Genomic DNA, 23,235 nt, shown 5'->3' on the forward strand with positions numbered 1-23,235 from the left:
TTTACTTAATTTTGCCCAGTTGTAACTTGATATTTTCGAGCCCGTTTCCATGTTAAAAATAGGCAGAAAAGATAGAAAATTCCAATAGTGATAAATCCAATAGGTTGTTTCAAATTGACTAGTTGAACCATGATATAAGTAATAGGCGATCCACCTTGATCCATAGCACCGACTGAAATACCGGTATCGGAATTGATCGTACCTGCATTGAGGGCTAATTGGGTCGTAAGCGGAATCATTTGTGTAGCAATCCATAACGTGATAGCAATGATGATGGAACCGGAAAGAATAATTCTAAATAGATTACCTTGGTGAATCGCTACCCCCATCGCAATGAAGAAGCCAATCGTTGCTAAATCCCCAAAGGGTAAGACCTCATTACCTGGTAATATAATGGCGATAAAAATACTTAAAGGAATAAAAATTAAACTAGCCGAAACAACGGTTGAATGTCCTAATAGTAGAGCAGGATCTAAACCAATAAGAAAATCTTGCCCACCAAATTTAGATTGTAAATGTTTACGTGCCTGTTTAGATATTGGTGTTAAGCCATCCATAATCGGTTTAATTACGCGTGGCATCAATAACATTACTGCGGCTGTTTGAATAGCAAGTTGTAATGTCTCTTTAACGCCATATCCGGCTAATATTCCCAACAAGATCCCCATAAATAATCCAACAGTGACCGGTTCGCCAAACGCGCCAAATCTTTTTTGCATGTCAACGGCGTTAAAGTTAATCTTATTAATAACAGGTATTTTCTCAATCACCGCATCAACAAATACCGCAATTGGTCCACAATAAGCAGATGTGCCATGCGGAACAGCAATGCCTTCAAGTTCAAAAAACTCTTTAGTATCTTTGGCAAACCAATCCCCTAGCTTATAAGCAATAATGGCATGGACAATCACACCTGCGATACCTAACCAGTAGGATCCAGATGCGATATAAACCAGTGCACCAGTAAAGGTCATATGCCAAATATTCCAAATATCAACATTAACAACTCGAGTGAGTTTAGAAACCAACATCACAATATTGACGGCTATAGCAATGGGAATTGCAACTAAAGCAATTTGTGATGCCCATGTCATCGGCGCAGCGCCGGGCCAACCAACATCAATAACATTCAAACTGATATCAAATCTTTCTGCCATGGCTTTTGCTGCTGGTCCAACTGAACTTGTGAGCAACCCCACAACCAAACCGATTCCAACAAAACCGATGCCTATATGAATACCAGCTTTTAAGGCATCACCCACTTTCATTCTTAACACTAATGAAAAGAGAATAATCACAATCGGCAACATGACTGAAGGGCCAAGATCCAAAATGTACTGCATAATTTCGGTAAACATATACTTATCCTTTTAGAATCGACAATATTTTATCTTTTAGCTGATCAATCCCTACCCCCGAAACAAAAGGCATACCGTGTACAATCGGGATATCACCAAAAGTTTGATCCATTCTGGCTGTAGTACAGATCAAATCGACATCATCAATAAAAGTATTAATTTCATTAATACGACACTGAACAAGATCTAACTTAATATTATTTTCTTTGCAGAGTTCTTTTATCTCTTCTGCAGCCAAAGTTGATGTTGCAACTGCACCACCACACGCAACAATAATCTTTTTTTTCATAATGCCTCCTAAACAACTTTCTAATTAAATATCACGTTATTAAATCGTTCAGCTATCTGATCTTGCTGTGCGTTTAATAAGAAGTGATAGAACTCTTTATCTTGTAAATTTGAAAATAATGCTTTTAAAAGCGTGAGTTGATCTTCTGGTGAAGTCACGACCAGTGAAATGATTAATGAAACCTCTACAATACTGTCTTCATCTGCTCGATTAAACGCAACAGGTGATAGTGTTCGAACAATAAAGATAGCCGGCGATATAGCATGCTCTGCTTCACAATGAGGAATGGCAACCGCATAACCATCAAGCGCAATACCCGTTGGAAATGTTTTTTCCCTTTCTATCAATGCTTCTAAATGACTTTTTTTGACAATCCCTTTTTGTTGTAGTTGCTCACTAATATAAGTAAGCGCTTCTTGTTCATTGTTAAATCGAAGATCATCTTCGATAAAGAGCTGACATTTGTTCATCTTTGATCACCCTTATTGCCTTTCTTCATTTTTTTAATAATACTTTCGAAATCAAAAGTTATAATGAAAGATTATTTTCTTTCGAAATTAAAAGCAAATGACAATTATTATTTTTGTGATCGAAATCTATTTTTTAAGTAAAATTTGAAATTGATTGTGATAAATTTATGATTGGGCATAATATAGTTCATGATCTTCATCACAAAAGCGCGTTCTCGATATTGAAAATATCATTAAAATACTCAGAATATTATTGATAAAAAACGGAAAGGTAAGAGGTCTTTGTGTCACAAAAAACTCAACAGGTATTTGTATTAATGGGGGTATCAGGAAGCGGTAAATCAGCTGTTGCCAAACATGTGGCTTATGATCTTGATGCCGCTTTTTTAGATGGTGATTTTTTACATCCTAAAGCCAATATTTTAAAAATGCGCAGTGGTATGCCTCTAGATGATGAAGATAGAATGCCGTGGCTTCGTTTAATTAGTGATGCAGTATTTGCCATGAGCAATGTTAATCCTATTTCAATTATTATCTGCTCAGCGTTAAAAAAACAATACCGAGATATTATTCGAGGCGAAAATAAAAATATTCATTTTATTTATTTAAAAGGTGGGTTTGAGGTCATTGAAAACCGTTTAGCTGAACGTCAAGGTCATTATCAAAAAACGGGAATGTTACAATCCCAATTTGATACTTTAGAAGAACCATCACAAGATGAAAACGATGTTTATACCGTTAATATCGAACAACCTTTAGCCGATGTAGTCAATGATACCGAATGTATCATACAGAAAATCTGTAACAGCTAAACAATCACTCAAAGCAATGATTGTTAATCAGTTGGTAATGTATCATCAACTATTCTGCCGATGGTATCGGCAGAATAATCGAGATAATTTAACATTATTTTTTAATAAAATTATCCACTAATAAATTTACAACATCCCCCATTTTGCCACTCAATGATGCTTTGACGCTATATAGCGCCATTCCCATCACTTGAGACGCTTGAATTTCCGGTGGCATAACCAGCTCATTAGCACTTGTTTTGACATCTAATAAGGCAGGTCCAGAATGTGCTAAAAATGATTGCATCGCTGCTTCAAGTAAATCTGAATCTTCTACTCTGATCGAAAACAGTCCCATTGCACTAGCCACTTTAGCAAAGTCAGGATTGTGTAAATCGGTGTAATGATCCACAATTCCTTCTACTTTTTGCTCTAATTCGACAAAGTTGAGAGAGCTGTTATTTAATACAATAATTTTTATCGGTAACTGTTCTTGAATAGTCGTCAGTAAGTCCCCTAATAGCATACTAATGCCACCATCACCCGATAGCGTTATCACTTGTCGGTTAGGAAATGCTTTTTGTACGCCTAAAGCTTGTGGCATAGCATTAGCCATGGTGCCATGTTTTAAACTGATGACCGTGCGTCTTTTTCCATTAGTATTAAAGTGTCGACAAGCCCAAACCATTGCTGAACCCACATCAGCACATAGAACAGCATCATCATTAGCATATTTATCAACTAATTCCGTTAAATATTGCGGATGAATCGTTGATTTTGAAGGCATGGCTTTTTTGTTCAATTTATCCATTGCTTTCATATATAATTGGCGGCATTTTTCTAAAAATGCAGCATCTTGTTTTTCTTCAACTAAAGGGATTAAAGCCGCCAAAGTAGGTTGACTACTTCCGACAACACCTACACTCACTGGATGACGTCGACCAAGGTGAGTTGCATCGATATCAACTTGAATAATGGTGGCATCATTTGGGTAAAATTGAGACCATGCAAAATCAGCGCCTAACATTAGCAGCACATCACACTCTTTAATGGCGGTTAATCCTGATTCAACGCCAAACATACCCGTCATACCGACATTGTAAGGGTTATTGTATTCAACAAAATCCTTACCTCTTGATGTATGCACAATGGGCGATTTCAATTTTTCGGCAAGTGCGATTAATTCATCATGAGCGCCATTTGCGCCTTGTCCGGCAAAAATAGCCACTTTTTGATTTTTATTTAAGATTTCTGCAATTTGGGCAAGCTCTGTATCTGATGGGCGAATGATCGGATTAGGATGATAAATTTTATGCCCACTTTTATCTTCCACTTTTTCTAAACTAATATTATAAGGAATAACCAGAACAGCAACGCCACGTTGATTTATTGCAGCTTGAACGGCAGCCGTCGTAATCTGTCTTGCTTGAGTAGGATCGTTAATTTGACGACAAAAGACAGAACAATTTTTATAAACAGATTCAAAATCAACTTCTTGCGGAAAATCTGTTCCCTGTTGTGAGGTAACCAGTTGACTGGCTAAGAGAATAACAGGTGCTTTATTGCGCTGAGCTTCATAAATACCATTGATAAAATGTAAGCTTCCCGGCCCACAAGAACCTGCACATGCAGTTAGCTGATTAGTCAGATAAGCCTCGGCTCCTGCTGCAAAAGCTCCGACTTCTTCGTGTCGAACATGCACCCACTCAATGTCACTTTTTTTAATGGCACTGGTAATGTAATTGAGTGTATCACCCACAATACCATAACAGTGTTTAACACCAGCTTCCTCTAAGACTTCGATAATAATTTGTGCAACTGATTTTTTTAATGACATACTGTCTCCTAGACACAATTAACAGATTAAATAATCTAAGTTAACTAAATTACACCTAAGTTTTAATAAAGCGAATAGGTTATGAAAAAAAAAGCAAAAAATGTTAAAAATGTAATGTTCGTTAATTTTTTTGAGAATAAACTTTTTTGGAAAATATTCCCTATTACAATAAATCAAGGTATTATGGTTAAAATCCAATCGTTCTCATAGAGTGACTTTTTGTGGAAAATTTGTCATCCGGGCAAAATTTATTAACCTCTTTAACTGCATTTTTGCCTCATTACTTTATCGAATATTATCCGCTTATTACTGTTTGTTTATTGCTATTGATTGCAATTTTAATGTTTTCATTCAGCAAATTAAGAATGGATATTATTGCATTGCTAACCATTACAGCTATTTCAGTCACGGGTATTTTAACGCCTGCTGAAGCGTTTTCGGGGTTTAGCGATCCTAATATCATTTTAATTGCATTATTGTTTATCATTGGTGAAAGTTTAGTCCGTACTGGCATTTCGTTCAAAATGAGCGAATATATTCTTAAGGTATCCGGAAAAAATGATGTTCGAATTATTACCTGTATTATGCTCGGTGTGGCGTTACTGGGTTCAATAATGAGTTCCACAGGCGTTGTCGCTATCTTTATTCCTGTTGCCATCAGTATTGCCAATCATACAGGTATTCATGTTAAAAAATTAATGATGCCACTGTGTATTGCCGCTTTAATTAGTGGCATGATGACATTGGTTGCAACCGCACCTAATCTGGTGGTTAATAGTGAGTTAAATCGAGCAAATTTAACCGAATTCGGTTTTTTCTCTATCACCCCTATTGGGTTAGGCGTGCTTGTTGTTGGCGTCATTTATTGTATATTAACGCGCAATTGGTTATTAACAGCTCAACAAGTTTCTCCGACAAATACCCAGCCACAAAGAAGAAAAATCACAGATTTAATCAGAGACTATAAATTAATTGGTCGAGCTCATCGTGCACAAATATTACCAGGCTCGCCTTTTGTTGGTCGTACGATTGATGGTCTACATTTACGAAGTGAACACGGTGTCAATGTTATTGGTATTGAACGTTGGCGAAAATTTCAAAAAGTGTTAATCCCCGTTAATGGGGCAACAGAATTTCGGGAAAACGATATTTTATTATTAGATATGTCCCACTCCGAAGCCGATTATCGAACATTTTTATCGACCAATAATCTTGAACCTAAAGTTTTACGAGGTGAATATTTTTCGGAACAAGTGAAAGAAGTTGGCATGGCAGAAGTGGCGCTATTACCTGAATCGTCACTTTGTGGCAAAACACTCAATGAAATCGATTTTAGAGAAAAATACTTTTTAACCGTAATTGGAATTTGGCGTAATCATGCCCCTGTTGATACCAATAACTTATTCCAAGAACGTTTAGAAATGAGTGATACTTTACTGGTATGTGGGGATTGGGGATCGATTCAAAAATTACAAACTCGTACCAATGATTTTGTTGTTTTAGATTATCCGTCGGATATTGATGATGTCGCACCGGCAAGTTCTCAAGCATTTGCAGCATTAATTAATTTGGCCATTATGATTATATTGATGGTAACAGGGCTTGTTCCTAATGTCGTAGCTGCCCTAATAGCTTGTCTTTTAATGGGAGCAACACGCTGCATCGACATGAATAGTGCTTATAAATCGATACACTGGCCAACACTCATTTTGATCATCGGTATGATGCCGTTTGCTTTAGCACTGAATAAAACCGGCGGCATTTCGCTCATATCGGCATGGTTAGAAATTCATTTACGTTCTTTCAGTCCGTATATGGTGCTGACCTTCATTTTCTTATTATGTTCAACTGTTGGTCTCTTTATTTCTAATACGGCTACAGCAATACTAATAGCCCCTATAGCAATTGATCTGGCAATAAAATTTGGTTATTCACCTTATCCGTTTGCAATGACTGTGGCTATTGCGACCTCTGCTTCCTTTATCACGCCGGTCTCTTCGCCGGTAAAAACTATGGTCGTTGCGCCAGGTGGTTACAGCTTTAGTGACTTTGTAAAAGTCGGTGTACCTTTAACGTTTCTTGTTATGGCGGTAAATATTGCATTAGTACCAATATTTTTCCCTTTTTAATTATTAATTCATCATCAGTTTGATAAAACTGACATATCGATTCTTTTTGATTAAAGATTCTTAATGAAAATTAAGTTATAATTATCCGAGTTTTTGATGATGGATTATAGACATATGCCACAAACAGCCAAGCCATTAAATATTATTTTTGCTGGTACTCCTGACTTTGCCGCAACCCATTTAAAAGCATTAATTGATGCTAAACATAATGTCATTGCGGTTTTTACTCAGCCCGATCGCCCTGCCGGACGTGGTAATAAATTAACCGCAAGTCCGGTTAAACAATTAGCAATTGAAAATCATCTTCCTGTTTATCAACCGGCAACACTCAAAACGGAAGAAAATCAAAAAATCATTGCGGAGCTAAATGCCGACATTATGATTGTGGTGGCATATGGTCTTATTTTACCGCAAGCTGTGCTTGATATGCCTAAACTAGGTTGTTTAAATGTGCATGGTTCATTATTACCAAGATGGCGAGGCGCAGCTCCTATTCAACGCGCTTGTTGGGCTGGAGATACTTTAACCGGTATCACAATTATGCAAATGGATGCTGGGCTTGATACGGGTGATATGTTATATAAACTCACCTGTCCAATTGAACCTTCTGATACAAGTACAACGTTATATAACAAACTGGCGCAATTAGGTCCACAAGGACTACTTGATACTTTAACACTCATTGCTGAAGGGAAAATCCAACCTGAAAAACAGGATCCATCACAGGTCACTTACGCTGAAAAATTATCTAAACAAGAAGCTAAACTTGATTGGAATTTATCGGCACAGCAACTTGAACGTTGTGTTCGCGCCTTTAATCCTTGGCCTGTTAGTTATTTTGAAGTTAATGGCGAACCAGTGAAAGTATGGCAAGCAGAAGTGGTATCCACTCACCACAATCAACCAGTCGGTACTATTTTACAAGCAGACAAAAAAGGGATATGCATTGCAACAAGCGATGGTGCATTAAATATGACACTGCTACAACCTGCCGGAAAAAAACCGATGTCAGCTCAAGATTTATTAAACTCTCGCAAAGCTTGGTTTGTTGTTGGTGAAAAACTAAGTACCAACTAATTAATCAATGTAAAAAATTACAGGATGAATCATCCTGTAATGATTATCTTTTTTTAGCCAGCAAAGTCGCAAATCTCAATTTAATTCGATTACCATGACTATCGGTTTTATGTAATTCTCCAACATTTTCGTTATATTTCAGTATTTCCCAATCCTGATAATATTCCCGCAATTCATTTTCTTTAAACGTAAATGAAAAACCCACAGAACAAGGATAATCAGAAGTAGACATAGCGCTTACAATAAGATTATAACCACCCGATTTAGTCAATTTTTGCATATTATCAATAATTTTAGGGATTTTTTCAGGTTGTAAAAACATCATGACAACCGTTGAAAGAACAAAATCATACTCACCCTCTAAATTTGCTTGATTGATATCATATACTTTTGCATTAATGTGCTTTAGGTTTTCATCATTGATGATTTGATTTAAATTACCAATACTTAATTCGGATTTATCAACTGCATTCACATCAAAACCAAGTAGCTGTAAATAGAGCGAATTGCGTCCCGAACCACAGCCTAAATCCAATACCTTTCCTAACGGGATAATTTTGCTTGCCGCTAGCACTTCAGAATGTGTTTTGGTCATTTGATACTTTTTAAAAGTATAGTCTTCTGGTAAACAGTAAAATGATAGTTGGCATTGTAAATTTTCAGATACCTGAGCGATACGATGCCATTGCTGAGGCAAAATAAAGGGTGGCTGGTGAGAAACATCATAATGATGTTGCGATATGATTTCCCCTTGTTCAGTTAATATCTCAAAATCGATACTGCCCACTAGGATATTGAGCTTAGCCCAAGTGCCAACTTGCGTATTATGTTTTTCACAAAATGATTGAGGTAATGATTTAGCATTCCAAACAGGTAATGTTTTATAACAAATTAGGTTTTTCAAAATTTTATCACGAGTTAACTAAATTAATAGTTGACTATTATAGTCAATTATTGATGAGATAAACAACGTTTTGTTGGTAACTCAGCAACCAAAACAAAATCATTAAAAGTAAATTTATAGTAGCGAAGTTGACTTTATCAACATATAATCTTCATCATCCTAGACTGTATAGTAAAATAATAGAGGAAAACTTTATGGGATTTTTAACAGGTAAACGCATACTCGTTACCGGTGTTGCAAGTAATCGTTCTATTGCTTATGGTATTGCACAAGCAATGCATCGTGAGGGTGCAGAATTAGCATTCACTTATCAAAGTGATAAATTAAAAGCACGCGTTGAAGAATTTGCGGCTGACTTTGGTTCTAAAATCGTGTTACCTTGTGATGTTGCTCACGATGATAGTATTACTAACCTATTTACAGAACTGGCAAAAACATGGGATAAATTTGACGGTTTTGTCCATGCTATTGCTTTTGCGCCTGGCGATCAATTAGATGGTGACTATGTTAATGCCGTCACGCGTGAAGGTTTTGCTATCGCTCACGACATTAGTTCTTATAGCTTTGTTGCAATGGCTAAAGCATGTCGTTCGATGTTGAATCCAAATTCAGCGTTAGTGACCCTTTCTTATCTAGGTGCTGAACGAGCGATCCCTAACTATAATGTAATGGGTCTTGCTAAAGCATCTTTAGAAGCAAACGTACGTTATATGGCAAATGCTATGGGTCCAGAAGGAATTCGTGTGAATGCTATCTCTGCAGGTCCAATTCGTACTCTTGCTGCATCAGGCATTAAAGATTTCAAAAAAATGCTATCACATTGTGAATCGGTTACGCCAATTCGTCGTACAGTTACAATTGAAGACGTGGGTAATTCTGCGGCATTTTTATGTTCAAACTTAGCATCGGGTATTACGGGTGAAGTTGTGCATGTTGACGGTGGATTTAGCATTGCTGCAATGAACGAGTTAGAACTTAAATAATGGGTATTATTTAAAAAATAAAAAAAGGGCATCAATATTGATGCCTTTTTTATTCGTCTATTTTCTAATTTTTTAGGATTAAAAAGGGCAGTCCATACATTCATTTGATTTCATCCTTTAATTTTTGAATCTATTCAGATATATCGTAAGTTCCACACCTTTCTTGTAAGAATTCTTTATCGACTGTTTTTATCGTGTTAACACTAACACGATGTTAATCATTATTCATTTCATGATCTTTTATCATTTCATTGGTCAGTTTTAGTCAAAAATAAAAATTATGAATACTTATCCTTCATTTTCCGTTAAAATCTTAAGATGTTTGCTCAATACAAGTTTGTTGGAGAAAAAATGAAAATAGCAAAAAATACAGTAGTCAGTTTGGCATACCAAGTTCGCACTAAAGACGGGGTTTTGGTTGACGAAGCAACAACTGTTGCACCTCTAGAATATTTACAAGGTGCGGGTAATTTATTACAAGAGCTTGAAAATGCACTAGAAGGCCATCAAGTTGGTGATAAATTTGATGTTGAACTTATCAATGCTTACGGTGATTTTAATGATGCACTGGTGCAAAATGTGCCACGTGATGTATTTGTCGGGGTTGATGAACTTGAAGTTGGCATGCGCTTTTTTGCAGATACCGACCATGGCGCTTTACCCGTTGAAATTACCGCAATTGATGGGGATACTGTGACAATTGACGGAAATCACATGTTAGCGGGACAAGATTTAAAATTTAATGTTGAAGTATTAGCTATTCGTGAAGCAACAGAAGAAGAAATTGCGCATGGACATATCCATAGTGAACATGGTCACGAACATGGGCATGGTGGTTGTGGCTGTGGCGGACACGATCATGAAGATGAAGAAGATAGTGGTTGTTGTGGTGGCGGTCATGGAAGCTGCGGTTGCCATTAAGTCATCATATTAATTTACAAAAAAGCGCTTGATAGCGCTTTTTTGTCATCATGTGAAATATTATTCATTTTTTTGAGAAACAGTTCACAGTTTTCTCAATTTTCAATTCTTTTAAGCCAATTTTCTAAGAATAATTAGTTTTTTTATGAGTGGAATACAAATACTATGCATCCTTCATGTCCAAAACTGATGCCGAGAGAAAAACTTTTACAATTTGGTGTTGAAATGCTAAGTGATGCAGAACTGCTTGCGCTATTTTTACGGACAGGTACACGAAAATTACCTGTTTTAGAACTAGCTCAAAATTTATTAAATGAATTTGGCTCATTTTATCATTTAATGAACGCTACTCATGAGCAGTTTTGTAAAAAACATGGATTAGGTACCGTTAAATATACTCAGCTCAAAGCTGTCGTTGAATTATCGCACCGATATTTGAAAGTAAAAATGACAAATGAAAATTATCTCACTTCACCTTCGTTAACTCACCATTATTTAGCTAGTCGCTTAGCTAACAAAGATCGTGAAATCTTCATGGTTATTTTTCTGGACAATCAAAATCACGTCATTACATCTGAAGAAATGTTTATTGGTACTTATAACTGTGTAGAAGTTCATCCCAGAGAAGTAGCCAGAAAAGCATTACAATATAATGCTGCCTCTTTAATTTTAGCCCACAATCACCCTTCTGGTTTAGCAGAACCAAGCCAAGCAGATCGGAATTTAACGCGCAAGTTGGATCAAGTTTGTGAATTAATCGATATCCGTATTATTGATCATATTGTAATTGGTAAAGGTGAATATGTCTCATTTGCTGAACGTGGATGGATTTAATTGTTATTTTTACTTACAATAGAGGTCAATATTTAAAAAGTCTAATTGTGAAAATAATATGAGACAACAAATTGAATTATTAGAAACCAAAGTTGCGTTTCAAGAAATCACCATTGAAGAATTAAACCAAGCAGTAACCAACCTTCAAGCCGATGTTAGTAAACTAAAAGAGCAATTAATGTTATTATCACAAAAACTACAAGCCACTCAAACATCGAATATTGCTAATTTATCTGAGGAAACCCCACCACCACACTATTAATTATGTTTATAGTCAGATATCTCAATGATGAAATAATAATGTAGCCTATTTTTAAAAAACTATTAATACTTATTTATTAGATGCTCTTAAATTAACATTAGAAATATCCAGAAGAGTTATAAAAACATCGATATCTAAATCTACTTAAAAATAAATTAACATTGAAATTTCAATTAAACTAATCCCTCTCAATAGATTTTCATGCCATATGTTTATTAAAAACAACATAAGCTTAATTTTTAATCAATTAAAGAATAGGAATATAGTAGATTTAGATACGATGAACTTAAGGATAAGGAAACCAAAGTTAAAGGATCTGTGATAGATATCATCAATAAAAAACCGGCGTATAGCCGGCTTTTGTATACAATGATTTAAAATCTTATTCAGCTGTTGCTTCTGCTTCTACTGCAGGGCGATCAACTAATTCAATATAAGCCATTGGAGCATTATCTCCGTCACGGAAACCACATTTCAAAATACGTACATAACCACCTGGACGGGTAGCAAAACGTGGACCTAGATCTGAAAATAATTTTTTCACTGTATCTTTATCACGGATACGAGCAAAAGCCAAACGGCGATTAGCTACGCTATCGCTTTTGGCTAGCGTAATTAACGGTTCAACAACACGACGCAACTCTTTTGCTTTAGGCAATGTAGTTTTGATGATTTCATGTTCAACAAGTGAACTAGTCATGTTACGAAACATTGCTTGACGATGGCTGCTATTTCGGTTCAGTTGACGACCACTTTTACGATGGCGCATAACTTTATCCTTCTTATATAAATTTTATTTTAGTCTTCAACAATACTTGCTGGTGGCCAGTTCTCAAGACGCATGCCTAAAGACAAACCACGAGATGCGAGCACATCCTTAATTTCAGTAAGTGATTTCTTACCAAGATTAGGGGTTTTAAGTAGCTCAACTTCTGTACGTTGTACTAAATCACCAATATAATGAACTGCTTCTGCTTTTAAGCAATTAGCAGACCGAACAGTTAATTCGAGATCATCTACTGGACGTAGAAGAATCGGATCAAATTCCGGTTTATCTTCTTTAACTTCAGGTTGACGTACATCACGTAAATCAACGAAAGCTTCAAGTTGTTCAGCCAAAATAGTTGACGCACGACGAATAGCTTCTTCTGGATCGATAGTACCATTAGTTTCCATATCAATAACCAGTTTATCTAAATCGGTGCGTTGTTCCACACGAGCTGCATCGACAGAATAAGCGATACGCTCGACAGGACTATAACATGCATCAACTAATAAACGACCAATTGGTCGCTCTTCATCTTCTGACTTAACGCGAGCAGAAGCAGGGACATAACCACGTCCTCGTTGTACACGAATACGCATACTAATTGAAGCATTTGCATCAGTAAGATGACAAATCACTAAATCAGGATTAACAATTTCAACATCACCATCATGAGTGATATCAGATGCAGTTACCGCACCAATGCCTGATTTGTTTAAAGTCAGCATAACATCATCTTTGGTATGTACACGTACTGCTAATTTTTTCAAATTAAGCAAAATATCAAGTACATCTTCTTGAACGCCTTCTTTAGTACTGTACTCATGCAGAACACCGTCAATTTCAACTTCGGTTACTGCATATCCAGGCATTGATGATAATAAAATGCGGCGTAGTGCATTACCTAAAGTATGACCAAAACCACGCTCAAGTGGCTCTAAAGTCACTTTCGCATGAGTTTGAGTGTATTGAACAACATCAACTAGGTGAGGTTTTAAAAACTCTGTTACAGAACCCTGCATTATGTCCTCTCTTAAGTGCTAAACTTTACTTAGAGTAAAGTTCGACGATCAAATGTTCGTTGATGTCAGCAGATAAATCTGAACGTTCTGGTAAGCGTTTAAATACACCTTCCATTTTGCTAGCATCAACTTCTAACCATGTAGGTTTTTCACGTTGCTCAGCTAACTCTAAAGCAGCTTTAATACGTGCTTGTTTTTTTGATTTTTCGCGAACGCTGATCACATCTTCAGGCGAAACTTGATAAGATGCAATGTTCACAACATGACCATTAACAAGAACAGCTTTATGACTAACTAATTGACGAGCTTCAGCGCGAGTTGCACCAAATCCCATACGATAAACAACGTTATCTAAGCGACGTTCTAAAAGACCTAATAGGTTTTCACCTGTATTACCTTTAATACGTGCTGCATTTTTGTAGTAATTACGGAATTGACGTTCTAAAATTCCATAAATACGTCTAACTTTTTGTTTTTCGCGTAACTGAACACCATAATCTGATAAACGCGGTTTACGCGCACCATGTTGTCCAGGAGCTTGTTCTAACTTACATTTACTGTCAACCGCTCGAACACCAGATTTAAGGAATAAATCAGTACCTTCACGACGACTTAATTTGAGCTTTGGTCCCAAATATCTTGCCATTTTATTTCTCCAATAATCCTAAACATTCAATGTTTAATAAACATTAAACACGACGTTTCTTTGGTGGACGACAACCGTTATGAGGAATCGGAGTAACATCAGTAATATTAGTGATGCGATAACCCGCTGCATTTAATGCACGAATTGTTGACTCACGACCAGGACCAGGTCCTTTTACCATAACTTCCAGATTCTTAATTCCGTAATCTTTTACGGCTTCTGCACAACGTTCAGCAGCTACTTGAGCAGCAAACGGAGTGGACTTACGAGAGCCACGGAAACCAGAACCACCAGCGGTTGCCCAACCCAACGCATTACCTTGACGATCGGTAATAGTTACGATTGTATTGTTAAATGATGCATGAATATGAGCTACACCATCAGAAACTTGTTTTTTTACACGTTTACGTGTACGAACAGGTGTCTTTGCCATTTATTATCACCTCAATTATTTCTTGATTGGCTTACGCGGTCCCTTGCGGGTACGAGCGTTAGTCTTAGTGCGTTGACCACGAACTGGAAGTCCACGACGATGACGGATGCCACGATAACAACCAAGGTCTAATAAACGCTTGATACTCATAGTTACTTCACGACGTAAATCACCTTCAACAGTAAATTTAGCGACTTGTTCACGTAACTTCTCAATCTGATCTTCAGATAGTTCTCTGATCTTAACATGTTCAGGAATACCTGCTTCAGCACAAATTGTCTTAGCGCGAGTATTACCGATACCATAAATTGCTTGTAACGCAATTACAGCATGTTGCTGATCAGGAATGTTAATGCCTGCTATACGGGCCACTATGCACTCCTTTATTGTTAATGTTTAACAAACTCACCATACTGAAAAGCCCGTTTTCAGGATACTCAAACAGTAAGTCTGCAAATAAAATTTAGGCTGGCTATTCTAGCCAGCTTTACTATACTTTGGCAAGTAAAATATGCAAAAGTTCAACTTTTAGGCTAAATAAATTAACCTTGACGTTGCTTATGTTTACCTTCAACACAAATAACACGAACGATGCCATTGCGTTTAATGATTTTACAATTTCTGCATAATTTCTTGACTGAAGCACGAACTTTCATTTTTTTCTCCGTAACTTCTGGCTAACTTATCGGCCGTAGCCTTTAAGGTTCGCTTTCTTTAACACTGACTCATAACGATTTGGCATCATTAAAGTCTGTACTTGTGCCATAAAATCCATGATTACAACAACCACAATTAATAAAGATGTTCCACCAAATTGAACTGGAACCTTCATTGCACTTGTCATAAACATTGGTACCAAACATACAAAAGTAATGTAGATTGCGCCTATTAATGTTAAACGTGTCATTACTTTGTCAATATATTTAGATGTTTGCTCACCTGGGCGGATACCTGGAATAAATGCACCAGATTTTTTAAGCTGATCTGCTGTCTCTCTAGGGTTGAAAACCAACGCTGTATAGAAGAAACAAAAGAAGATTATCGCTGCCGCAAAAAAGATTATGTATAACGGTTGGTCATGAGAGAAATATTGACCAATAAGTACAAATACATATCTCCAGCCTTCACCATTTCCTTGAAACCAAGATGCCATCATAGATGGTAACATAATAATTGTTGAGGCAAATATCGCTGGAATAACGCCAGCCATATTAATTTTTAATGGTAAATGTGATGTTTGCGCTGCATAAACGCGACGCCCTTGTTGACGTTGGGCATAGTTAACTACGATTCGACGTTGACCACGCTCAACAAAAACAACAAAATAAGTCACACCTATCACTAAAGCTGCGACAACTAATAATAGAATCGGATTCAATTCACCAGAACGAGCTTGTTCAATTGTTTCATATATTGCATGAGGAAGACCCGCCACAATTCCAGAGAAAATAATGATTGAAATACCATTACCTACTCCACGTTCCGTGATCTGCTCACCAAGCCACATAAGAAACATAGTGCCAGTAACTAAACTAACCGATGCAATGAAATAGAAAGAAAATCCTGGATTAGTCACAACACGCTCATAACCAGGAATATTTGGTAAACCAGTCGCAATACCAACTGCTTGTACAATAGCTAAAGCCAATGTGCCATAACGAGTGTACTGGCTAATTTTCTTACGACCTGATTCACCTTCTTTCTTCAATTCTGCCAATTTAGGGTTAATGGCCGTTAATAACTGCACAATAATCGATGCAGAAATATAAGGCATTATCCCTAATGCAAAAATTGAAGCACGGCTTAAAGCACCACCAGAGAACATATTGAACATATCCACAATACCATTAGATGATGCTTGTGAAAGTATGTCCGATAACGCTTTAGTATCAATGCCAGGAACTGGAATATAAGAACCTAAACGAAAAACAATCAGTGCTAAAAGCACAAATAGTAAACGCTTCTTAAGTTCACCCCCACCACCACGGGCACTTTGAAAATCTAATCCTGGTTGCTTTGCCATCTTTCTAATTATTCCTCAATTTTTCCGCCAGCAGCTTCAATTGCAGCTTTAGCACCTTTCGTTACACGAATACCACGAACTGTTACTGGTTTTGTAACTTCACCAGATAACATGATTTTTGCGTATTCGATTTGTGAATTAATCACATTTGCAACTTTTAAGCTATTTAGGTCAACAACATCACCTTCAACTTTCATTAAATCTGAAAGGCGAACTTGTGCTGTAACTAGAGCTTTACGAGAAGTAAAACCAAATTTTGGTAATCGACGATATAAAGGCATTTGACCACCTTCAAAGCCACGACGAACGCCGCCACCTGAACGTGATTTTTGACCTTTGATACCACGGGTACCTGTTTTACCTAATCCAGAACCGATACCTCGGCCTAGACGTTTTGGTGCATGCTTTGAACCTTCAGCAGGAGATAAAGTATTTAAACGCATTACTATTACTCCTCAACTTTGACCATGTAATAAACTTGGTTTACCATACCACGAATAGCAGGAGTATCCTCGCGCTCAACAGTATGACCAATATGACGTAATCCAAGTCCGACTAACGTTGCTTTATGCTTCGGTATGCGTCCAATAGAACTACGAGTTTGTGTAATTTTAATTGTCTTTGCCATGGTTAATTACCCCAAAATTTCTTCGACGGTTTTACCACGCTTAGCAGCAACCATTTCTGGTGATTTCATATTTTCTAAGCCATCAATCGTTGCACGAACCACATTAATTGGGTTTGTTGAACCATATGCTTTAGCTAGAACGTTACGAACACCAGCAACTTCTAATACAGCACGCATTGCACCACCGGCGATAATACCAGTACCTTCTGATGCTGGTTGCATATAAACACGAGAACCTGTATGAGCACCTTTAACAGGATGCTGTAAAGTATCGTTATTTAAAGCAACATTAATCATATTACGACGTGCTTTTTCCATTGCTTTTTGGATTGCTGCTGGCACTTCACGTGCTTTACCATATCCAAAACCTACGCGGCCATTACCGTCACCAACAACTGTTAGTGCAGAAAAACTAAAAATACGACCACCTTTTACGGTTTTAGAAACTCGGTTAACTGCGATTAGTTTTTCCTGCAGTTCACCAGCTTGTTTTTCGATGTTTGACATCTTTAACTCCTACCTTAGAACTGTAGGCCAGCTTCGCGAGCAGCATCTGCTAGCGCCTGAACTCGACCATGATATTGGAAACCCGAACGATCAAAAGAAACTTCTTTGATATCTTTCGCTAATGCGCGCTCTGCGATTGCTTTACCAACTGCAGCTGCTGCATCTTTGTTTCCGGTGTATTTTAAACTTTCACTGATAGCTTTTTCTAATGTAGAAGCAGCTGCCAGTACTTCTGATCCGTTTGGTGCGATAATCTGCGCATAAATATGACGCGGAGTACGGTGAACCACTAAGCGAGTTGCAAGTAGTTCATGCATCTTGCGACGCGCTTTAGTTGCACGACGGATACGAGCTGATTTCTTATCCATAGTGTTACCTTACTTTTTCTTAGCTTCTTTAGTACGCACAACTTCATCTGCGTAACGAACACCTTTACCTTTATAAGGTTCAGGACGACGATAAGCACGGATATCTGCTGCCACTTGTCCAATTAACTGCTTATCAGCACTTTTCAGTATGATTTCAGTTTGTGATGGACATTCTGCGGTCACACCAGCAGGTAATTGATGCTCAATTGGATGTGAATATCCAAGAGATAGACCAATAGCATTACCTTTAACTTGTGCACGATAACCGACACCAACTAGCTGAAGTTTTTTAGTAAAACCTTCAGTAACACCAATAACCATTGCATTAATCAACGCACGTGCAGTACCAGCTTGAGCCCAAGCATTCGCAAAGCCGTCACGAGGAGCAAATTTAATTTGACCTTCTTCTTGATTAATAACAACAGCATTATTAATTGTACGAGTTAACTCGCCATTTTTACCTTTAATCGTAATTACCTGACCATTGAGTTTTACCTCTACGCCAGCAGGAACAACGACAGGTGCTTTTGCAACACGAGACATTTTTTTCTCCCTTACGCTACGTAGCAGATAATTTCACCACCAAGACCTGCTTGGCGTGCTGCTCGATCAGTCATAACACCTTTAGAAGTAGAAACAACTGCGATACCTAATCCAGCCATAACTTTTGGCAATTCGTCTTTACGTTTATAAATACGTAAACCTGGACGGCTAACACGTTTAATACTTTCTACTACAGCCTTACCTTGGAAATATTTTAATGAAATTTCCAATTCTGGCTTAGTGTCACCAACAACTTTATAGTCTCCGATGTAACCTTCTTCTTTTAGCACATTGGCAATTGCCACTTTTAGCTTAGAGGAAGGCATGGTGACTGCAACTTTATTCGCAGCTTGACCGTTACGAATACGGGTCAACATATCTGCTATAGGATCTTGCATGCTCATCTATAACACTCCCCTGATTACCAACTTGCCTTTTTAAGACCAGGAATCTCACCACGCATGGCTGATTCACGAACCTTAATACGGCTTAAACCAAACTTACGAAGGACGCCATGAGGACGACCTGTTTGACGACAACGACGACGTTGACGTGATGGACTAGAATCACGAGGAAGCGTTTGCAATTTAAGCACTGCATTCCAACGATCTTCATCTGATGCATTAAGATCAGAGATAATCGCTTTTAATTCTTGACGCTTTGCAAAATATTTTTCTGCTAGCTTTACGCGTTTCTTATCGCGTTCAATCATTGATTGTTTAGCCATTATGCCCTACCTTACTTACGAAATGGGAAGTTAAAGGCAGATAATAAAGCTCGGCCTTCTTCATCTGATTGTGCACTTGTTGTGATAGTAATATCTAAACCACGAACACGATCAACTTTATCATAATCGATTTCAGGGAAAACGATTTGTTCACGAACACCCATGCTATAGTTACCACGACCATCGAAAGATTTTGCGCTTAAACCGCGGAAATCTCGAGTACGAGGAAGCGCAATATAAACTAGACGTTCAAAAAATTCCCACATACGTTCGCCACGTAAAGTGACTTTACAACCAATAGGGTACCCTTGACGGATTTTAAAACCAGCAACTGATTTGCGTGCTTTTGTGACAAGTGGTTTTTGACCACTGATTGCTGCTAAATCTGCAACCGCATTATCTAATAATTTCTTATCAGTAATTGCTTCACCCACACCCATATTCAAGGTGATCTTTTCGATCCGAGGGACTTGCATGACAGATTTGTAGCCAAACTGTTCTTGCAGTTTATTTACTACCTGTGCTTTGTAGTAATCATGCAGTTTCGCCATCGTACACTCCAAATTACTTAATTAATTAATTCATTAGTAGACTTATAAAAACGGACTTTTTTACCATTTTCAATTCTAAAGCCTACGCGATCTGCTTTGCCTGTAGCTGGGTTAAAAATTGCCACATTAGAAACATTAATAGCTGCTTCTTTTTCAACAATTCCACCTTCTTGATTTAATGCAGGTACTGGTTTTTGGTGTTTTTTCACCAAATTAATACCTTCAACAATCACTTTGCCTGTAGACAAAACACTTTTTACTTTACCGCGTTTACCTTTATCTTTACCGGTTAACACGATAACTTCATCTTCTCGACGGATTTTCGCTGCCATTACCCGCTCCTTACAGTACTTCTGGTGCTAATGAAATGATCTTCATAAACTTCTCAGAACGAAGTTCACGAGTGACCGGTCCAAAAATACGCGTACCAATCGGTTGCTCACTGTTATTGTTTAAAATAACACAAGCATTGCGATCGAAACGAATGACAGATCCATCAGGACGACGAACACCTTTTCTAGTGCGCACGACAACAGCTTTAAGTACATCACCTTTTTTTACTTTACCACGTGGAATTGCTTCTTTAATGGTAACCTTGATGATATCACCAACCGCTGCATAACGACGGTGCGATCCACCGAGAACCTTGATACACATTACACTACGTGCGCCAGAGTTATCGGCAACATCTAGCCTAGTCTGTTCTTGGATCATTTTAATGCTCCGTATAAATAAATTATTGTCTAATCTACCTTCATCCACCTCAACTACCATGGATAAGAATAGACAACCAAAAACCCACATATGTGAGGGCGCATAGTATAACACCACTCAAATAAAATGGATAGCATAAAATAAACGGCTGCATTTAGCCGTTTATTATATTATGTACAGTTTTTAATCGATTAGATTAACTAACTGCTTTTTCTACGATTCGAACAAGAGTCCAAGATTTGGTTTTTGATAATGGACGACACTCTTTAATTTCTACAGTATCACCAATACCACACTCGTTGTTTTCATCATGTACATGCAATTTAGTCGTACGTTTAATGAACTTACCATATAACGGATGCTTCACTTTACGTTCAATAGCTACAGTAATAGATTTATCCATTTTGTCGCTAATAACACGACCTTGCTGAGTACGAATTTTTACTTCAGTAGTCATATTACGCACCCGCCTTTTCAGTTAATAACGTTTTAACTCGTGCAATATTACGACGCACTTGTTTTAACATATGAGTCTGTGTCAACTGACCTCCAGCTAATTGCATACGTAAGTTAAATTGCTCACGTAATAAATTAAGAAGTTCAGTATTTAACTCTTCAACGCTTTTTTCGCGTAGCTCTTTTGCTTTCATTTACATCACCGTCTTAATCACAAAGGTGGTTTTAATTGGCAGTTTTGCAGCTGCCAACGCAAATGCTTCACGAGCAACTTCTTCCGGTACTCCGTCCATTTCATAAAGGACTTTACCTGGTTGAATCTGAGCAACCCAGTATTCAACGTTACCCTTACCTTTACCCATACGCACTTCAAGTGGTTTTTCAGTAATTGGTTTATCAGGGAAAACTCGAATCCAGATTTTACCTTGACGCTTAACTGCACGAGTCATTGCACGACGTGCTGCTTCGATCTGGCGCGCAGTCAAACGACCACGACCCACAGCCTTAAGACCGAATGTACCGAAACTTACGTCAGTACTCACAGCTAGACCACGATTGCGGCCCTTGTGCACTTTACGGAATTTTGTACGCTTTGGTTGTAACATCAGCGACGCTCCTTATTGTTTTCGGCCTTTGCGCTGCTTTTTCGGTTGAGCAGCAGGTTGTTTTTCTGCTTGTTCAACGGCAGCCATACCACCAAGGATCTCACCTTTGAAGATCCACACTTTAACACCAATAATACCATAGGTAGTTAATGCTTCAGACACTCCGTAGTCGATGTCAGCTCGTAGTGTATGTAGAGGTACACGACCTTCACGATACCACTCTGAGCGAGCAATTTCAGCGCCGCCTAAACGACCACTTACTTCAACTTTGATACCTTTAGCACCCGCTTTCATTGCGTTTTGTACCGCACGTTTCATTGCACGACGGAACATAACACGGCGTTCTAACTGAGAAGTAATGCTGTCAGCAACTAATTTTGCATCAAGTTCAGGTTTACGAACTTCAGCAATATTAATTTGTACTGCAACATCACGTTTTTCTCTTTTGTCTTTATACTTATTGACAATAGAAGCTACGGCATTACGTAATTTTTCAACGTCCTCACCTTTTTTACCAATCACGATACCTGGACGAGCAGTGTGAATAGTAATGCGAACGTTAGTTTCTGCTGAACGGTCGATTACAATTTTAGAGATTGACGCTTGTGCTAATTCTTTATTTAAGAATTCACGCACTCTAAAATCACTTTCTAAATTATCAGCGAATGTCTTTGTACCCGAATACCATGTAGATGTCCAAGGCTTGACAATGCCTAATCGGATACCATTTGGATTTACTTTTTGACCCATTGCTATTCTCCAGCCTAGCGATCTGAGACGATCACGGTGATGTGACTCGTACGCTTCAAAATTCGATCTGCACGACCTTTCGCACGAGGCATAATACGCTTCATGGTTGGGCCTTCGTCTACGAAAATTTTCGCAACTTTTAGATCATCAATATCAGCACCATCGTTATGCTCTGCATTAGCAATAGCAGACTCTAATACTTTTTTAACAAGTACAGCCGCTTTTTTATTGGTGTACGTTAAAATATCAAGTGCCTGAGACACTTTTTTACCGCGAACAAGATCTGCAACTAAGCGAACTTTTTGTGCAGAAGAACGAGCGTGGCGGTACTTTGCAATTGTTTCCATCTCTTTCTCCTACTTATTTCTTCTTAGCTTTCTTATCCGCAGCGTGACCGCGATAAGTACGAGTCGGCGCGAATTCACCCAATTTATGACCAACCATTTCGTCGGTAACATAAACTGGAACGTGCTGACGACCATTATGGACAGCGATGGTCAAACCGATCATGTTAGGAAAGATCGTTGAACGACGGGACCAAGTACGAATTGGTTTCTTGTCCCCGCTTTCCACCGCTTTCTCTACCTTCTTCAGCAAGTGTAGGTCAATAAAAGGACCCTTCTTGAGAGAACGTGGCATAG

The 23,235-nt window shown here is 37.9% G+C and carries 35 protein-coding genes; 7 read left to right on the top strand and 28 right to left on the bottom strand.

The annotated features are described in order from the left end of the window. Positions 1–5: 5 nt before the first annotated feature. The 3 genes from J3U35_RS00510 to gatA are packed head-to-tail and all read right to left on the bottom strand — an operon-like array spanning position 6 to position 2,117. Positions 6–1,358: a PTS galactitol transporter subunit IIC gene (locus J3U35_RS00510; RefSeq protein ID WP_267350333.1), complete on the bottom strand. Its 1,353-nt coding sequence runs from the start codon at positions 1,356–1,358 to the stop codon at positions 6–8. 4 nt (positions 1,359–1,362) lie between these two features. Next, positions 1,363–1,647 (bottom strand): PTS galactitol transporter subunit IIB, encoded by a 285-nt coding sequence (gene gatB / locus J3U35_RS00515; protein WP_220216354.1) that lies wholly within the window; start codon positions 1,645–1,647, stop codon positions 1,363–1,365. A 20-nt stretch (positions 1,648–1,667) separates the two neighbouring features. Then, positions 1,668–2,117, bottom strand: a complete 450-nt coding sequence (gene gatA / locus J3U35_RS00520; RefSeq protein ID WP_267358887.1) for a PTS galactitol transporter subunit IIA — start codon at positions 2,115–2,117, stop codon at positions 1,668–1,670. Between the two features lie 317 nt (positions 2,118–2,434). Here gatA and J3U35_RS00525 point away from each other — a divergent pair, with 317 nt between their 5' ends. Further along, entirely contained in the window at positions 2,435–2,929 is a 495-nt protein-coding gene (locus J3U35_RS00525; protein ID WP_411596785.1) for a gluconokinase, GntK/IdnK-type, read from the top strand. A gap of 94 nt (positions 2,930–3,023) precedes the next feature. Here J3U35_RS00525 and J3U35_RS00530 read toward each other — a convergent pair whose 3' ends face one another. After that, positions 3,024–4,745, bottom strand: a complete 1,722-nt coding sequence (locus J3U35_RS00530; protein ID WP_220216351.1) for a thiamine pyrophosphate-dependent enzyme — start codon at positions 4,743–4,745, stop codon at positions 3,024–3,026. A 287-nt stretch (positions 4,746–5,032) separates the two neighbouring features. Here J3U35_RS00530 and J3U35_RS00535 point away from each other — a divergent pair, with 287 nt between their 5' ends. Together J3U35_RS00535 and fmt are read left to right on the top strand one after the other, a co-directional pair. Beyond that, the gene (locus J3U35_RS00535; RefSeq protein WP_363317349.1) at positions 5,033–6,874 is read left to right on the top strand and encodes an SLC13 family permease; all 1,842 of its coding nucleotides are present in this window, start codon (positions 5,033–5,035) and stop codon (positions 6,872–6,874) included. Positions 6,875–6,988: 114 nt separating this feature from the next. Next, positions 6,989–7,951 carry a methionyl-tRNA formyltransferase gene (gene fmt / locus J3U35_RS00540; RefSeq protein ID WP_267358892.1) on the top strand — a complete coding sequence of 321 codons (963 nt, stop codon included), beginning with the start codon at positions 6,989–6,991 and terminating at the stop codon, positions 7,949–7,951. 43 nt (positions 7,952–7,994) lie between these two features. Here fmt and tehB read toward each other — a convergent pair whose 3' ends face one another. Beyond that, positions 7,995–8,855, bottom strand: coding sequence for an SAM-dependent methyltransferase TehB (gene tehB / locus J3U35_RS00545; RefSeq protein ID WP_267358894.1), 861 nt, complete (start codon positions 8,853–8,855; stop codon positions 7,995–7,997). 194 nt (positions 8,856–9,049) lie between these two features. On the opposite strand from tehB, the gene fabI reads away from it, so the two are divergent. The 4 genes from fabI (at position 9,050) to J3U35_RS00565 (ending at position 11,855) form a co-directional block, all read left to right on the top strand. Continuing rightward, complete coding sequence (fabI, locus tag J3U35_RS00550; protein WP_065558597.1) at positions 9,050–9,838, top strand: enoyl-ACP reductase FabI; 789 nt, start codon at positions 9,050–9,052, stop codon at positions 9,836–9,838. Between the two features lie 351 nt (positions 9,839–10,189). Beyond that, the gene (slyD, locus tag J3U35_RS00555; protein ID WP_267350317.1) at positions 10,190–10,759 is read left to right on the top strand and encodes a peptidylprolyl isomerase; all 570 of its coding nucleotides are present in this window, start codon (positions 10,190–10,192) and stop codon (positions 10,757–10,759) included. 165 nt (positions 10,760–10,924) lie between these two features. Then, positions 10,925–11,593, top strand: coding sequence for a RadC family protein (gene radC, locus J3U35_RS00560; protein WP_267350315.1), 669 nt, complete (start codon positions 10,925–10,927; stop codon positions 11,591–11,593). Between the two features lie 58 nt (positions 11,594–11,651). Beyond that, positions 11,652–11,855 (top strand): SlyX family protein, encoded by a 204-nt coding sequence (locus J3U35_RS00565; RefSeq protein ID WP_267350314.1) that lies wholly within the window; start codon positions 11,652–11,654, stop codon positions 11,853–11,855. A 382-nt stretch (positions 11,856–12,237) separates the two neighbouring features. Here the strand turns inward: J3U35_RS00565 and rplQ are convergent, their stop codons facing one another. The 23 genes from rplQ to rpsS form a co-directional block, all read right to left on the bottom strand. Further along, positions 12,238–12,624: a 50S ribosomal protein L17 gene (gene rplQ, locus J3U35_RS00570; protein WP_065558593.1), complete on the bottom strand. Its 387-nt coding sequence runs from the start codon at positions 12,622–12,624 to the stop codon at positions 12,238–12,240. 29 nt (positions 12,625–12,653) lie between these two features. Then, complete coding sequence (locus J3U35_RS00575) at positions 12,654–13,643, bottom strand: DNA-directed RNA polymerase subunit alpha (RefSeq protein WP_065558592.1); 990 nt, start codon at positions 13,641–13,643, stop codon at positions 12,654–12,656. Positions 13,644–13,668: 25 nt separating this feature from the next. Further along, positions 13,669–14,289 carry a 30S ribosomal protein S4 gene (gene rpsD / locus J3U35_RS00580; protein ID WP_065558591.1) on the bottom strand — a complete coding sequence of 207 codons (621 nt, stop codon included), beginning with the start codon at positions 14,287–14,289 and terminating at the stop codon, positions 13,669–13,671. Between the two features lie 43 nt (positions 14,290–14,332). Then, positions 14,333–14,722 (bottom strand): 30S ribosomal protein S11, encoded by a 390-nt coding sequence (rpsK, locus tag J3U35_RS00585; RefSeq protein ID WP_034948028.1) that lies wholly within the window; start codon positions 14,720–14,722, stop codon positions 14,333–14,335. A gap of 15 nt (positions 14,723–14,737) precedes the next feature. Further along, entirely contained in the window at positions 14,738–15,094 is a 357-nt protein-coding gene (rpsM, locus tag J3U35_RS00590; RefSeq protein WP_065558590.1) for a 30S ribosomal protein S13, read from the bottom strand. Positions 15,095–15,264: 170 nt separating this feature from the next. Continuing rightward, positions 15,265–15,378 (bottom strand): 50S ribosomal protein L36, encoded by a 114-nt coding sequence (rpmJ, locus tag J3U35_RS00595; protein ID WP_025314403.1) that lies wholly within the window; start codon positions 15,376–15,378, stop codon positions 15,265–15,267. A gap of 26 nt (positions 15,379–15,404) precedes the next feature. After that, complete coding sequence (gene secY, locus J3U35_RS00600; RefSeq protein WP_065558589.1) at positions 15,405–16,745, bottom strand: preprotein translocase subunit SecY; 1,341 nt, start codon at positions 16,743–16,745, stop codon at positions 15,405–15,407. Between the two features lie 8 nt (positions 16,746–16,753). After that, positions 16,754–17,188, bottom strand: coding sequence for a 50S ribosomal protein L15 (gene rplO, locus J3U35_RS00605; protein WP_065558588.1), 435 nt, complete (start codon positions 17,186–17,188; stop codon positions 16,754–16,756). 5 nt (positions 17,189–17,193) lie between these two features. After that, positions 17,194–17,373, bottom strand: a complete 180-nt coding sequence (rpmD, locus tag J3U35_RS00610) for a 50S ribosomal protein L30 (protein ID WP_267350311.1) — start codon at positions 17,371–17,373, stop codon at positions 17,194–17,196. Between the two features lie 6 nt (positions 17,374–17,379). After that, a complete protein-coding gene (rpsE, locus tag J3U35_RS00615; protein WP_025314399.1) occupies positions 17,380–17,880 on the bottom strand; it encodes a 30S ribosomal protein S5 in 501 nt (166 codons plus the stop codon). A gap of 14 nt (positions 17,881–17,894) precedes the next feature. Continuing rightward, entirely contained in the window at positions 17,895–18,248 is a 354-nt protein-coding gene (gene rplR, locus J3U35_RS00620; protein WP_025314398.1) for a 50S ribosomal protein L18, read from the bottom strand. A 9-nt stretch (positions 18,249–18,257) separates the two neighbouring features. Beyond that, entirely contained in the window at positions 18,258–18,791 is a 534-nt protein-coding gene (gene rplF / locus J3U35_RS00625; RefSeq protein ID WP_065558586.1) for a 50S ribosomal protein L6, read from the bottom strand. A gap of 11 nt (positions 18,792–18,802) precedes the next feature. Further along, complete coding sequence (gene rpsH / locus J3U35_RS00630) at positions 18,803–19,195, bottom strand: 30S ribosomal protein S8 (RefSeq protein WP_065558585.1); 393 nt, start codon at positions 19,193–19,195, stop codon at positions 18,803–18,805. Between the two features lie 17 nt (positions 19,196–19,212). Beyond that, a complete protein-coding gene (gene rpsN, locus J3U35_RS00635) occupies positions 19,213–19,518 on the bottom strand; it encodes a 30S ribosomal protein S14 (protein WP_025314395.1) in 306 nt (101 codons plus the stop codon). An 11-nt stretch (positions 19,519–19,529) separates the two neighbouring features. Next, on the bottom strand, positions 19,530–20,069 hold the full coding sequence (gene rplE / locus J3U35_RS00640; RefSeq protein WP_065558584.1) for a 50S ribosomal protein L5: 540 nt from the start codon (positions 20,067–20,069) through the stop codon (positions 19,530–19,532). 17 nt (positions 20,070–20,086) lie between these two features. Next, positions 20,087–20,401, bottom strand: a complete 315-nt coding sequence (gene rplX, locus J3U35_RS00645; protein ID WP_065558583.1) for a 50S ribosomal protein L24 — start codon at positions 20,399–20,401, stop codon at positions 20,087–20,089. 10 nt (positions 20,402–20,411) lie between these two features. Then, positions 20,412–20,783: a 50S ribosomal protein L14 gene (gene rplN / locus J3U35_RS00650; protein WP_025314392.1), complete on the bottom strand. Its 372-nt coding sequence runs from the start codon at positions 20,781–20,783 to the stop codon at positions 20,412–20,414. Positions 20,784–20,979: 196 nt separating this feature from the next. Next, complete coding sequence (gene rpsQ, locus J3U35_RS00655; RefSeq protein WP_025314391.1) at positions 20,980–21,240, bottom strand: 30S ribosomal protein S17; 261 nt, start codon at positions 21,238–21,240, stop codon at positions 20,980–20,982. Between the two features lies 1 nt (position 21,241). Then, positions 21,242–21,433, bottom strand: coding sequence for a 50S ribosomal protein L29 (rpmC, locus tag J3U35_RS00660; RefSeq protein WP_034902373.1), 192 nt, complete (start codon positions 21,431–21,433; stop codon positions 21,242–21,244). Further along, positions 21,434–21,844, bottom strand: coding sequence for a 50S ribosomal protein L16 (gene rplP / locus J3U35_RS00665; RefSeq protein ID WP_025314389.1), 411 nt, complete (start codon positions 21,842–21,844; stop codon positions 21,434–21,436). It lies immediately after the preceding gene. A 12-nt stretch (positions 21,845–21,856) separates the two neighbouring features. Next, the gene (gene rpsC, locus J3U35_RS00670) at positions 21,857–22,594 is read right to left on the bottom strand and encodes a 30S ribosomal protein S3 (RefSeq protein ID WP_065558582.1); all 738 of its coding nucleotides are present in this window, start codon (positions 22,592–22,594) and stop codon (positions 21,857–21,859) included. A 14-nt stretch (positions 22,595–22,608) separates the two neighbouring features. Then, positions 22,609–22,941, bottom strand: a complete 333-nt coding sequence (gene rplV, locus J3U35_RS00675) for a 50S ribosomal protein L22 (RefSeq protein WP_034884235.1) — start codon at positions 22,939–22,941, stop codon at positions 22,609–22,611. 13 nt (positions 22,942–22,954) lie between these two features. Beyond that, positions 22,955–23,233 (bottom strand): 30S ribosomal protein S19, encoded by a 279-nt coding sequence (gene rpsS / locus J3U35_RS00680; protein ID WP_065558581.1) that lies wholly within the window; start codon positions 23,231–23,233, stop codon positions 22,955–22,957. Between the last annotated feature and the right edge of the window lie 2 nt (positions 23,234–23,235).

It is taken from the genome of Gilliamella sp. B2717 (genome assembly GCF_026536675.1).
In the GTDB taxonomy this organism is placed as follows: domain Bacteria; phylum Pseudomonadota; class Gammaproteobacteria; order Enterobacterales; family Orbaceae; genus Gilliamella; species Gilliamella apicola_I.

Excerpts from the sequence above, each read along its gene's own strand:
- rpsN (WP_025314395.1), bottom strand. The coding sequence starts at position 19,518 with ATGGCTAAACAATCAATGATTGAACGCGATAAGAAACGCGTAAAGCTA.
- J3U35_RS00525 (WP_411596785.1), top strand. The coding sequence starts at position 2,435 with ATGGGGGTATCAGGAAGCGGTAAATCAGCTGTTGCCAAACATGTGGCT.
- rpsE (WP_025314399.1), bottom strand. The coding sequence starts at position 17,880 with ATGTCAAACATCGAAAAACAAGCTGGTGAACTGCAGGAAAAACTAATC.
- J3U35_RS00565 (WP_267350314.1), top strand. The coding sequence starts at position 11,652 with ATGAGACAACAAATTGAATTATTAGAAACCAAAGTTGCGTTTCAAGAA.
- rpsD (WP_065558591.1), bottom strand. The coding sequence starts at position 14,289 with ATGGCAAGATATTTGGGACCAAAGCTCAAATTAAGTCGTCGTGAAGGT.
- rplO (WP_065558588.1), bottom strand. The coding sequence starts at position 17,188 with ATGCGTTTAAATACTTTATCTCCTGCTGAAGGTTCAAAGCATGCACCA.
- J3U35_RS00510 (WP_267350333.1), bottom strand. The coding sequence starts at position 1,358 with ATGTTTACCGAAATTATGCAGTACATTTTGGATCTTGGCCCTTCAGTC.
- slyD (WP_267350317.1), top strand. The coding sequence starts at position 10,190 with ATGAAAATAGCAAAAAATACAGTAGTCAGTTTGGCATACCAAGTTCGC.
- rpsH (WP_065558585.1), bottom strand. The coding sequence starts at position 19,195 with ATGAGCATGCAAGATCCTATAGCAGATATGTTGACCCGTATTCGTAAC.
- gatA (WP_267358887.1), bottom strand. The coding sequence starts at position 2,117 with ATGAACAAATGTCAGCTCTTTATCGAAGATGATCTTCGATTTAACAAT.
- radC (WP_267350315.1), top strand. The coding sequence starts at position 10,925 with ATGCATCCTTCATGTCCAAAACTGATGCCGAGAGAAAAACTTTTACAA.
- gatB (WP_220216354.1), bottom strand. The coding sequence starts at position 1,647 with ATGAAAAAAAAGATTATTGTTGCGTGTGGTGGTGCAGTTGCAACATCA.
- rpmD (WP_267350311.1), bottom strand. The coding sequence starts at position 17,373 with ATGGCAAAGACAATTAAAATTACACAAACTCGTAGTTCTATTGGACGC.
- J3U35_RS00575 (WP_065558592.1), bottom strand. The coding sequence starts at position 13,643 with ATGCAGGGTTCTGTAACAGAGTTTTTAAAACCTCACCTAGTTGATGTT.
- rpsK (WP_034948028.1), bottom strand. The coding sequence starts at position 14,722 with ATGGCAAAGACACCTGTTCGTACACGTAAACGTGTAAAAAAACAAGTT.
- rplE (WP_065558584.1), bottom strand. The coding sequence starts at position 20,069 with ATGGCGAAACTGCATGATTACTACAAAGCACAGGTAGTAAATAAACTG.
- rplQ (WP_065558593.1), bottom strand. The coding sequence starts at position 12,624 with ATGCGCCATCGTAAAAGTGGTCGTCAACTGAACCGAAATAGCAGCCAT.
- rplR (WP_025314398.1), bottom strand. The coding sequence starts at position 18,248 with ATGGATAAGAAATCAGCTCGTATCCGTCGTGCAACTAAAGCGCGTCGC.
- J3U35_RS00530 (WP_220216351.1), bottom strand. The coding sequence starts at position 4,745 with ATGTCATTAAAAAAATCAGTTGCACAAATTATTATCGAAGTCTTAGAG.
- rplF (WP_065558586.1), bottom strand. The coding sequence starts at position 18,791 with ATGTCTCGTGTTGCAAAAGCACCTGTCGTTGTTCCTGCTGGCGTAGAG.
- rplV (WP_034884235.1), bottom strand. The coding sequence starts at position 22,941 with ATGGAAACAATTGCAAAGTACCGCCACGCTCGTTCTTCTGCACAAAAA.
- rplN (WP_025314392.1), bottom strand. The coding sequence starts at position 20,783 with ATGATCCAAGAACAGACTAGGCTAGATGTTGCCGATAACTCTGGCGCA.
- fabI (WP_065558597.1), top strand. The coding sequence starts at position 9,050 with ATGGGATTTTTAACAGGTAAACGCATACTCGTTACCGGTGTTGCAAGT.
- rpsC (WP_065558582.1), bottom strand. The coding sequence starts at position 22,594 with ATGGGTCAAAAAGTAAATCCAAATGGTATCCGATTAGGCATTGTCAAG.
- secY (WP_065558589.1), bottom strand. The coding sequence starts at position 16,745 with ATGGCAAAGCAACCAGGATTAGATTTTCAAAGTGCCCGTGGTGGTGGG.
- rpmC (WP_034902373.1), bottom strand. The coding sequence starts at position 21,433 with ATGAAAGCAAAAGAGCTACGCGAAAAAAGCGTTGAAGAGTTAAATACT.
- rpsS (WP_065558581.1), bottom strand. The coding sequence starts at position 23,233 with ATGCCACGTTCTCTCAAGAAGGGTCCTTTTATTGACCTACACTTGCTG.
- rpsQ (WP_025314391.1), bottom strand. The coding sequence starts at position 21,240 with ATGACTACTGAAGTAAAAATTCGTACTCAGCAAGGTCGTGTTATTAGC.
- fmt (WP_267358892.1), top strand. The coding sequence starts at position 6,989 with ATGCCACAAACAGCCAAGCCATTAAATATTATTTTTGCTGGTACTCCT.
- rpmJ (WP_025314403.1), bottom strand. The coding sequence starts at position 15,378 with ATGAAAGTTCGTGCTTCAGTCAAGAAATTATGCAGAAATTGTAAAATC.
- rplX (WP_065558583.1), bottom strand. The coding sequence starts at position 20,401 with ATGGCAGCGAAAATCCGTCGAGAAGATGAAGTTATCGTGTTAACCGGT.
- rplP (WP_025314389.1), bottom strand. The coding sequence starts at position 21,844 with ATGTTACAACCAAAGCGTACAAAATTCCGTAAAGTGCACAAGGGCCGC.